Source organism: Actinomadura sp. NPDC000929 (assembly GCF_040492065.1).
Classification (GTDB): Bacteria; Actinomycetota; Actinomycetes; order Streptosporangiales; family Streptosporangiaceae; genus Spirillospora; species Spirillospora verrucosospora.
Window position 1 is genome coordinate 1 of the sequence record NZ_JBEUPA010000232.1, and the last position, 8,575, is coordinate 8,575.

Below are 8,575 nucleotides of genomic sequence, written 5' to 3' on the forward strand. Positions count from 1 at the left end.
CCGCGCGATCACGGCGTTGGCGGACGCGTCGCTGGAGCCCGCCGAGGCGAGCACGACCGCCGTGTCCGGGTCGCCGGGCGCAACGCCCGCTTCGGCCAGGCGCCGCTCCAGGGCGTCCAGCAGAAGCGGGTGCGGGCCCAGCGTGCCCGCCGTGCGCAGGACGAGCCGCGGGTGCCGGCCGCGCACCCGGTTCAGCACGCCCGGGATGTCGGTCCTGCTGTGGTAGGCCGCGGTGAGCAGCAGGGGCAGCACGACCGCCTCGTCGACGCCGTCCCCGGCCAGGCCGTCCAGCACCCGGTCGGGGGCGGGCGGCGCGTGGTCCAGGAACGAGGCGTGCACGGGCATGTCCGGGCGGCGCGCCCGGACGGCGTCGAGCAGCGCGGCGACGGTCGCGGCGGCGCGGGGGTCCCTGCTCCCGTGCGCCACCGCGACCATGGGGACGCTCACAGGTGGATGCCGCACTCGGTCTTGCCCATCCCGGCCCACCGGCCGCTGCGCGGGTCCTCGCCGGGCGCGACCGGACGGGTGCACGGAGCGCAGCCGATCGAGGGGTAGCCGTCGTAGTGCAGCGGGTTGACCAGCACCCCGTTGTCCTCGATGTAGTTGTCCATGTCCTCCTGGGTCCACCCCAGGATCGGGTTCACCTTGACCATGCCGCGCTTGCGGTCCCACTCGACGACCCTGCGGTCGCGGCGGCTGGCGGTCTCGTCCCGGCGGATGCCGCTGAACCAGGCCATGTAGCCCTCCAGCGCGCGGCCGAGCGGCTCCACCTTCCGCAGGTGGCAGCACAGGTCGGGGTTGCGGCCGTACAGGCGCGGGCCGAGCGCGGCCTCCTGCTCCTCCACCGTCCGGGACGGGGTGACGTCGATGACGTTCACCGGGTAGACGGCCTCGACGGCGTCGCGCGTCCCGATCGTCTCGGCGAAGTGGTAGCCGGTGTCGACGAACAGCACGTCGATTCCCGGCTTCACCTTCGACACGAGGTGGATCAGGGCCGCGTCCGACATGGACGACGTGAGGCAGATGCGGTCGCCGAACGTGGCGACCGCCCACCGGATGACCTCCAGCGTGGGAGCGCCCTCCAGCGCGGCGGCGGCCGACTCGACGATGTCCTGAAGGTCGAGGGTGGGTCTGTCGGTCTCCAGCAGGGTCACTGGGGGACCTCCTTGCTCGCGGTGCGGGGAGCACCGACACCGAGGAACTTCAGGCTGAAGGAACGCAGGCAGTCGGGGCAGAACCAGGCCCCGGGGTTCTCGTCCCGGGGTTCGAGGCTCTCCTCGCCGCAGTAGGGGCAGTGGAACGGCGCCATCCGCTCGCTCATGCGCGACCCGCCCCCCTCACTTGAGGTCCGCCTCGTCGGCGCGGTGCACCCATTCGGCGAAGGTCTCCGCGCCGGTGCGCTGCTCGTCGAACCTGCGCACGACGCGCTCGACGTAGTCGGTGAGCCCGGCCGAGGTGGTCTTCAGCCCGCGGACCTTCTTGCCGAACGACGCGCCGAGCCGCCCCCCGAGGTGGATCTGGAAGCCCTCGACCTGCTCGCCGTCGTCGTCCACGACGAGCTGGCCCTTCAGCCCGATGTCGGCGACCTGGATGCGGGCGCAGGCGTTCGGGCAGCCGTTGACGTTGATCGACAGCGGCTGGTCGAAGTCGGGCAGCCGCTTCTCCAGCTCGTCGATCAGGTCCATGGCGCGCTGCTTGGTGTCGACGATGGCGAGCTTGCAGTACTCGATGCCCGTGCACGCCATCGTCTGGCGGCGGAACGTGGACGGCCGCACCTGCAGGTCGTGCTTCGCCAGCTCGTCGGCGAGCGCCTCGGTGTGCTGCTCCGGGACGTCCAGGATGACCATCTTCTGCTCGTTGGTCGTGCGGACCCGGCCGGAGCCGTAGCGCTCGGCGAGGTCGCCGATGACGCCGAGCAGCTCGCCGTCCACGCGTCCGACCCGGGGCGCGAACCCGACGTAGTAGGCGCCGTCCTTCTGCGGGTGGATCCCGACGTGGTCGCGGCGGGCGAGCGGCGCGGCGGGCTCGGGGCCGTCCGGCAGCGCGTACCCGAGGTACTCCTTCTCCAGCACCTCGCGGAACTTCGCGGCGCCCCAGTCCTTCATCAGGAACTTCAGCCGGGCGCGGCTGCGCAGCCGCCGGTAGCCGTAGTCGCGGAAGATCGAGGTGACCCCGTGCCACACCTCGCGGGCCTGCTCGGGCTTGACGAACACGCCGAGGCTCTGCGCGAACATCGGGTTGGTGGACAGCCCGCCGCCGACGAACACCTGGTAGCCGGTCTCGCCGGCCTCGTTCACCACGCCCGTGAACGCGATGTCGTTGATCTCGTGGACGGTGCAGTGCGACGTGCAGCCCGACATCGCCGTCTTGAACTTGCGCGGCAGGTTGGAGAACTCCGGGGAGCCGATGTAGTGGTCGTGGATCTCGCGCAGCTGCGGCGTCGCGTCCACCACCTCGTCGGCCGCGATCCCGGCCAGCGGACAGCCGATGATCACTCGCGGGACGTCGCCGCACGCCTCCGTGGTGTGCAGCCCCACCGCCTCCAGGGCCTCCCAGATCGCCGGGACGTCCTCGATCCGCACCCAGTGCAGCTGGACGTTCTGGCGGTCGGTGATGTCGGCGGTGCCGCGGGCGTAGCGGGTGGAGACGTCCGCGATCGTGCGCAGCTGCGGGCCGCTCAGCTGGCCGCCGTCGATGCGCACCCGCATCATGAAGTAGCGGTCCTCGAGCTCCTCGTCCTCCAGCGCGCCGGTCCGGCCGCCGTCGATGCCCGGCTTGCGCTGGGTGTACAGGCCCATCCAGCGGAACCGGCCGCGCAGGTCGGCGGGGTCGATGGAGTCGAAACCGCTCTTGGAGTAGATGTCGATGATCCGGCGGCGGACGTTCAGGCCGTCGTCGTTCTTCTTGTTCTCTTCGTTCTTGTTGAGCGGTTCGCGGTAGCCGAGGGCCCACTGGCCCTCGGCCTTCTTGCGTGTGGTCGCGGGTGGCACGGTGCGCGTCCTCATCTGTGGTCGTGAGGGACGCGTAGCGCACCGGCGCTCTGAGGCAGCCGGCTCGACGCTGAGCAGGATGAAGTCAAAGGTGACGCCGATGCGCCACGCGCCCGGCTGTACAGGGGCGTGGTCGGAGCGTCACCTACAGATCGCGCTGCGGACGCGGAGGAAGTCGACGTGCCGGCGCTTGGCCAGCAGCGGGTCCGCGGCGCTCATACCTGAACTCTGACATGCCGTCTCGCGGACTGTCCAGTTACGTCCGGCATGCGGACGCGTGAGATGCGTCATCCCTGCCGCCTCCAGTTCACCGGAGGCTCGGCCTTCCCGCCGTCCGCGGAGCCGGGGCGGCGCCCGGCGGCGGGCGCACCGGACGCGGGGGCGGCGGACCCGGGCCGGTGCTGGCAGTCGCACCAGGAGCCGCCACGGCACTCCTCGTGGTGGCGCTCGCGGCACGACGGGCAGATCATGTCTCCATTGTCACCCATGAAGGCAAATGCCCGGTTCACCGAGGTCGAGTGCGGATGATCATGGTCCGGGAAACGTTCTGTGCCGTCATAACGGGTATGGGGCAAGGGATGTGCGGGGAACGGGCGGCGGGCCCGCGGGACGACCGGGCGGGGGAGGCGATCGGCACGCCACGCGCGGAGCGGACCAGTGAAGTGGGCGATGCGGCATGTTCCGGGCGCGCAACCCTCTACGGTGGGGCGGTGTGACCACCGTCTCCGACGCAGCGGGCGCCTCCCGGGCTGGGGATCCGCCCTCCGGGAAGGACCCGGAGGGTCCCCGGCGACGCCGGCGGGACCGCCTGGCCTCACGCGTGCACGCCGACGCGCGGGCCGCCGCGGGGATCGCCTGGACGCTGATCAAGGGCACCGCGATCGGCGGGTTCCGCTACCGCGTCACCGGGCTGGCGGCGGAGGCGGCGTTCTTCGCCCTGCTGTCGATGCCGCCCCTCGTCATCGGTCTCATCGGCACGATGGGCCACCTGCGCGGCCTGTTCGGCTCGGAGACGATCGCCGAGGTGCGCTCCTGGGTGATCGAGCACGCCCAGACGGTGCTGACCGGCCCGACCGTCAAGACGGTCGTCGTCCCGCTCATCGACGACGTGATCCGGGGCGGCAGCCCCGACATCGTGTCGGTCAGCTTCCTGATCTCGCTGTGGGCGGGGTCGCGGGCGACGAACGTCTACGTCGACACGATCACGATCGCCTACGGGCTGTCGGGCGTGCGGGGCGTGATCCGCACCCGGGTGCGCGCGTTCGTGCTCTACCTCATCGGGCTGCTGACCCTGATCGTCGTGGTCCCGATGATCGTGGCCGGGCCCGCGCTGGTCCGCCAGGCGCTGCCGGAGAGCACCGAGGCCGTCCAGGCGCTGTACTGGCCGGTCGTGGTGAGCCTGTCGATCATCTTCCTCTCGCTGCTGTACCACATGAGCGTCCCGGTGCGGACGTCCTGGTGGCGCCAGACGCCCGGCGCGGCGCTCGCGCTGCTGATCTGGATCGTGGGCAGCTTCGTCCTGCGGATCTACCTGGCCGGCTCGCTGAGCGGGGTGTCGGTCTACGGCTCGCTGGCCGCCGCGATCGCGCTGCTGGCCTGGCTGTACGTGGCGGCGCTCGCGGTGCTGATCGGGGCGGCGCTGAACGCCGAGATCGACCGGTTGTGGCCGAGCGGGGACACCGCCCGGATCCGCGCCGCACTGGAGGCGCAGGCCGACCAGGTGCCGCGGGACCAGGGAGCGACGGGTAAAAACCACCCCGAATGAGGTCCTGATAAGGGCAAACATGTCGTAACCTCGCGTGACATGACCCCCCGTGAGGAGCCCGGCCGGCTGCGGACCGTGACCGGCACGATCGCGACGTCCGACATCACCGGGCCTGTGCTCTCCCACGAGCACCTCCAGCTGGACCTGCGCTGGCCGGCGCGCCCCCAGCTCGCCACCTCCGACCCGAACCGGTGGCTGGACGAGGAGAAGGCCGTCCAGCGGGAGCTGAACGCCCTGCGCAAGGACCACGGCCTCGGCCTCGTCGTCGACCTCACCTGCTCGGGCATGGGACGCAACGCCGCCGCGCTCGCCCGCATCAGCGCCGGCGCCCGGGTCGCCGTGGTGGCCGGGACGGGCGTGTTCACCGAGCCGTTCCACCCCGCGTTCGTCCGCGAGGTCCTCGCCGGCGGGACGTCCCCCGCCGCCCCCGGCTTCGAGACCGGCCGCGAGGGCGGGCACCCGGGCGCTTCGGCGGTCGACCGGCTCGCCGAGCGGCTGCTCGCCGAGGTCGGCTTCGGGATGGACGGCACGAACTCGCTGCCCGGGGTCATCGGCGAGATCGGCGCCTGGGGGGAGGCCCCGACCGAGACCGAGGAGCTGTGCCTGCGCGCCGCCGCCCAGGCCGCCCGCTACTCCGGGCTGCCGGTCGCGACCTACGGGCGCGCGGGCCTCGCCCAGCTGGAGATCCTCACCTCCGCGGGGCTGCCTCCCGGGCGCGTGGCGGTGGGGCAGCAGGACCGGGTGGACGACCCCGCCCAGCACCGCAAGATCGCCGAGTCCGGCGGCTACGTCTCGTTCGGCACGCTCGGCCTCGCGGGGGAGGACGCCGCCGCCGTCGGCGCCCGCGTGCGCCGCGTCCTGGACCTGCTGGACGCCGGGCACGCCGACCGGGTGCTGCTGAGCACCGGGGTCGCGCGGATGTCCCAGGTCGCCCGCTACGGCGGCGCCGGATTCGGGTACCTGTTCGAGACGTTCCTGCCCGCGTTGCGCGCCGCCGGCGCCGACGAGGCGACCCTCCGCGCGATCCTGCACGACAACCCCCTGCGGTGGCTCACCGCTTCCTGAGTGGGTAGGGGACCCCCGGAAGGGGGTGCGCCCGATGCCCTGGAACAGGTTCGCGGGCGGAGGCGCCCGGGGGCGGTCCGGAACCGTCCGGCTCCCCTACACCGACCGCGCCGAGGCGGGCCGGGTGCTCGCGGCACGGCTCGCCACGATGGGGCTGGAGGGGGCCGTGGTCCTCGCGCTGCCGCGCGGCGGCGTCCCCGTCGGCCACGAGATCGCGCGGCACCTCCGGGCGCCGCTCGACGTGCTGGTGACCCGCAAGATCGGATACCCGCCGCAGCCGGAGCTCGGCGTCGGCGCGATCGCCGAGGGCGGCGCCCCGGTGTTCGACGACGGCCTGCTGGCGCGCCTCGGGCTCCGCGAGGACGACCTGGCCCCCACGGTGGAGGCCGAGCGCGCCGAGCTGGACCGCCGGGTGGCGGTCTACCGGGGCGGCCGCCCGCTGCCGCCGGTCGCCGGGAGGCCGGTGATCGTGGTGGACGACGGGCTCGCCACCGGCGGCACCGCACGCGCGGCCGTGCGGGCGGTGCGCGGGCGCGGACCGTCCCGGCTGGTCCTCGCGGTGCCGGTGGGCGCCGCAGAGACCGTCCGGAGCCTGGAGGCGGAGGTGGACGACCTGGTCGTGCCGGTCGCACCCTGGGACTTCCACGCCGTGGGGCAGTGGTACCGCGACTTCGAACAGCTCAGCGACGCCGACGTGACGGCCTGGCTGCGGCGTGCCGCGCCGCCGGGCGGCGAGCCCCCGGGCGGGCCCGGGGACCCGGGCCGGGAGTGACCCGTGGAGCCGGGGCCGGGCCGCCGGAGGTCGGGACTGAATGGCGTCCGCGAATTTTCGGGAAATGGCCACATCTGCGGGGCCGGTGCGGTAAAAGGGCGTCCCGCCGGAATGTCGTGAACGACGTGACCGGGTTGTGACGCAGATGTGACGAAGAACCCGGGCCCGGTCGCGATGGACCGGGCCCGGGCAACGCAAACGGCCCCGCGGGGCGGGGCCGTGACGTTTTAGGTGGCGTGCCGGGGATCGCGATGGGAGCGTTTCGGCGGCCTGTGCCTTCGTTCAGGCGGCGTTGGCGCGACGCATGCGGCGACGGCGCTCGGACGCGCGCTCGTCCTCGTTCAGGCCGCCCCAGGTGCCGTACTTCTCGGGCCGGGACACCGCGTAGTCCAGGCAGTCCGTACGGACCGGGCAGCCCATGCAGATCTGCTTGGCCTTGCGCTCGCGGATCTCGCGCTCGGGCTGGCGCTCGCCGTCGGGGCCGAAGAAGAGGACGAGGTCTTCCCCCCGGCACGCCGCGGCGTCCTGCCAGCCCCAGCTGGGACGAGGGAGGTTTGCCTGCCGACGTACCTGAGCCATGGAACACCCACCTTGATTGGTTTCGAACAAATTCAGGACATGGACGCTCGACGTACTTCGGATGACAAGAGTCAGAGAAGCGCCGAATGTTCCAACGTCTGGAGTTGCCGCTCTGTTCCCCGTCCGGTTACTCCGGAAACCTGGGGACGTGCGACAGGGAAGCCCTCGAATGGGGCCTCAGAGAGATTACACGAGGGCCGCCTCGTTGAGAAGGGTGAGTTCCCTAACAACGTAGGTTCTCTGGTTCTCCCCGCAGTCGGTCCCGCACGGGTCGGGTTGCTGGACGGCTTCGACGACCGCCCGGTAACGGCTCCGCCTCAGAAGAACAACCGCTTCGTGCCGGGTTGTTCCGGGGATCGCGGTGATCGACGCCACGCTCACCTCGTCCACCCCGAGCCGTCCCGTGTGCGCGCGGACGAAGTGCTCCGCCGCCTGTGCGGGCTCCGGGGCTCCCGCCCGTCCGCGCAGCCTGGGGAGGACGACCTCGCCCCGCAGGTAGGCGTCCGCCGCCGCGTTCGCCTCCGCTTCGCTGAGGTCGCCGTACGAGAATCCGTGGGGAAGACATACCAAATTCGCCGCAAATCGGTCACCGCCGACATGGGTGGTTTCCCAGATGAGGCGATCGAAACGCGTCGCGAGAGAACGGGCCAGCGGCGCCCCGGTGCGGGCGCAGCAGGCGTTGCGGCGCCCGTGCGTGCAGACCAGCAGGACCGGCTCGGCCACCCGCTCCCCGAGGCCCGGCGACCGGCCCTTCGCGAGCGCGTCCAGGTCGAGCGCCGCCAGCTCGGCCGGGTCGGCCAGCTCGCGCCCCTCGATCCAGGCCTCGCCCCCGCGGGAGAACCCGGCGTAGACCTGGACGGGCGGGGTGGCGCGGCGGCGGCCCGGCCGGCGGATCAGCTGCGGCCGGACGCCCGCCTTCTTCGCCGCCCGCACGGCGTCGGCGACCGCTCCCGGGCCGGCGAGGTCCTCGACGCGTTCGGGCCAGGGGCCGGGGTGCTCGACGAGCAGCCAGGCGCCCGCCTTCACGGTGGCGGTCGCCAGGCACGGCCGCTCGCCGGTGTGGCTCCCCGGGCAGTGTCCGCAGCTTCTGCCGCGCGTCACGCAGTCCCCCCGCCGATCGTTCGTCCCCGTCGAGCTGAAATCGATTAGGTAAGGGTAACCTAAGGCGCGACGGTCAAACCAGCGGGGTGGCGAGCACCGCTTCCGCCGCGGGCAGGGCGGCCTCCCGGTCGCTCGCCACGAGCCCGATCCGGGTGCGCCGGTCCAGAAGGTCGCCCGCGTCGAGGGCGCCCTCGTGCAGCACACCCCAGGCCAGCTCCGCGCCGGTCACCGGCAGCCCGGGGACGACCGGCTCCAGCAGCGCCGCGTCCCGCCCGGCGAGCGCGGCCAGCAGCGGCGCCTCGG

At 72.7% G+C, this 8,575-nt stretch carries 11 protein-coding genes; 3 read left to right on the forward strand and 8 right to left on the reverse strand.

Features of this window, described 5'->3' with window-relative positions; translation table 11 throughout:
* From ABWI04_RS40295 to ABWI04_RS40315, 5 genes are all read right to left on the reverse strand, one after another.
* Positions 1-435: sirohydrochlorin chelatase (locus tag ABWI04_RS40295; RefSeq protein ID WP_353835701.1), on the reverse strand; the 435-nt coding region annotated here is incomplete at its 3' end.
* Between the two features lie 8 nt (positions 436-443).
* The gene (locus tag ABWI04_RS40300) at positions 444-1,154 is read right to left on the reverse strand and encodes a phosphoadenylyl-sulfate reductase (RefSeq protein ID WP_345184664.1); all 711 of its coding nucleotides are present in this window, start codon (positions 1,152-1,154) and stop codon (positions 444-446) included.
* Positions 1,151-1,321, reverse strand: coding sequence for an Insertion element protein (locus ABWI04_RS40305; protein ID WP_345184662.1), 171 nt, complete (start codon positions 1,319-1,321; stop codon positions 1,151-1,153). The genes ABWI04_RS40300 and ABWI04_RS40305 overlap by 4 nt, the downstream gene beginning before the upstream one ends.
* A 16-nt stretch (positions 1,322-1,337) precedes the next feature.
* Positions 1,338-3,005, reverse strand: a complete 1,668-nt coding sequence (locus ABWI04_RS40310; RefSeq protein ID WP_378189011.1) for a nitrite/sulfite reductase — start codon at positions 3,003-3,005, stop codon at positions 1,338-1,340.
* Positions 3,006-3,277: 272 nt separating this feature from the next.
* Complete coding sequence (locus ABWI04_RS40315) at positions 3,278-3,460, reverse strand: hypothetical protein (RefSeq protein WP_353835696.1); 183 nt, start codon at positions 3,458-3,460, stop codon at positions 3,278-3,280.
* A gap of 350 nt (positions 3,461-3,810) precedes the next feature.
* On the opposite strand from ABWI04_RS40315, the gene ABWI04_RS40320 reads away from it, so the two are divergent.
* The 3 genes from ABWI04_RS40320 to ABWI04_RS40330 are packed head-to-tail and all read left to right on the forward strand — an operon-like array spanning position 3,811 to position 6,592.
* The gene (locus ABWI04_RS40320) at positions 3,811-4,755 is read left to right on the forward strand and encodes a YihY/virulence factor BrkB family protein (protein WP_345184657.1); all 945 of its coding nucleotides are present in this window, start codon (positions 3,811-3,813) and stop codon (positions 4,753-4,755) included.
* Positions 4,756-4,794: 39 nt separating this feature from the next.
* Positions 4,795-5,820: a phosphotriesterase family protein gene (locus tag ABWI04_RS40325; RefSeq protein WP_353835697.1), complete on the forward strand. Its 1,026-nt coding sequence runs from the start codon at positions 4,795-4,797 to the stop codon at positions 5,818-5,820.
* A 34-nt stretch (positions 5,821-5,854) separates the two neighbouring features.
* The gene (locus ABWI04_RS40330) at positions 5,855-6,592 is read left to right on the forward strand and encodes a phosphoribosyltransferase (protein WP_353835698.1); all 738 of its coding nucleotides are present in this window, start codon (positions 5,855-5,857) and stop codon (positions 6,590-6,592) included.
* A gap of 282 nt (positions 6,593-6,874) precedes the next feature.
* On the opposite strand, the gene ABWI04_RS40335 is transcribed toward ABWI04_RS40330, so the two are convergent.
* The 3 genes from ABWI04_RS40335 to ABWI04_RS40345 all read right to left on the reverse strand — a co-directional run.
* A complete protein-coding gene (locus ABWI04_RS40335; protein WP_075901375.1) occupies positions 6,875-7,171 on the reverse strand; it encodes a WhiB family transcriptional regulator in 297 nt (98 codons plus the stop codon).
* A gap of 186 nt (positions 7,172-7,357) precedes the next feature.
* Positions 7,358-8,272, reverse strand: coding sequence for a ferredoxin family protein (locus ABWI04_RS40340; RefSeq protein ID WP_353835699.1), 915 nt, complete (start codon positions 8,270-8,272; stop codon positions 7,358-7,360).
* A gap of 73 nt (positions 8,273-8,345) precedes the next feature.
* Positions 8,346-8,575, reverse strand: a 230-nt coding sequence (locus ABWI04_RS40345; RefSeq protein ID WP_353835700.1) for a glycerol-3-phosphate dehydrogenase C-terminal domain-containing protein, incomplete at its 5' end; no start/stop codon positions are given.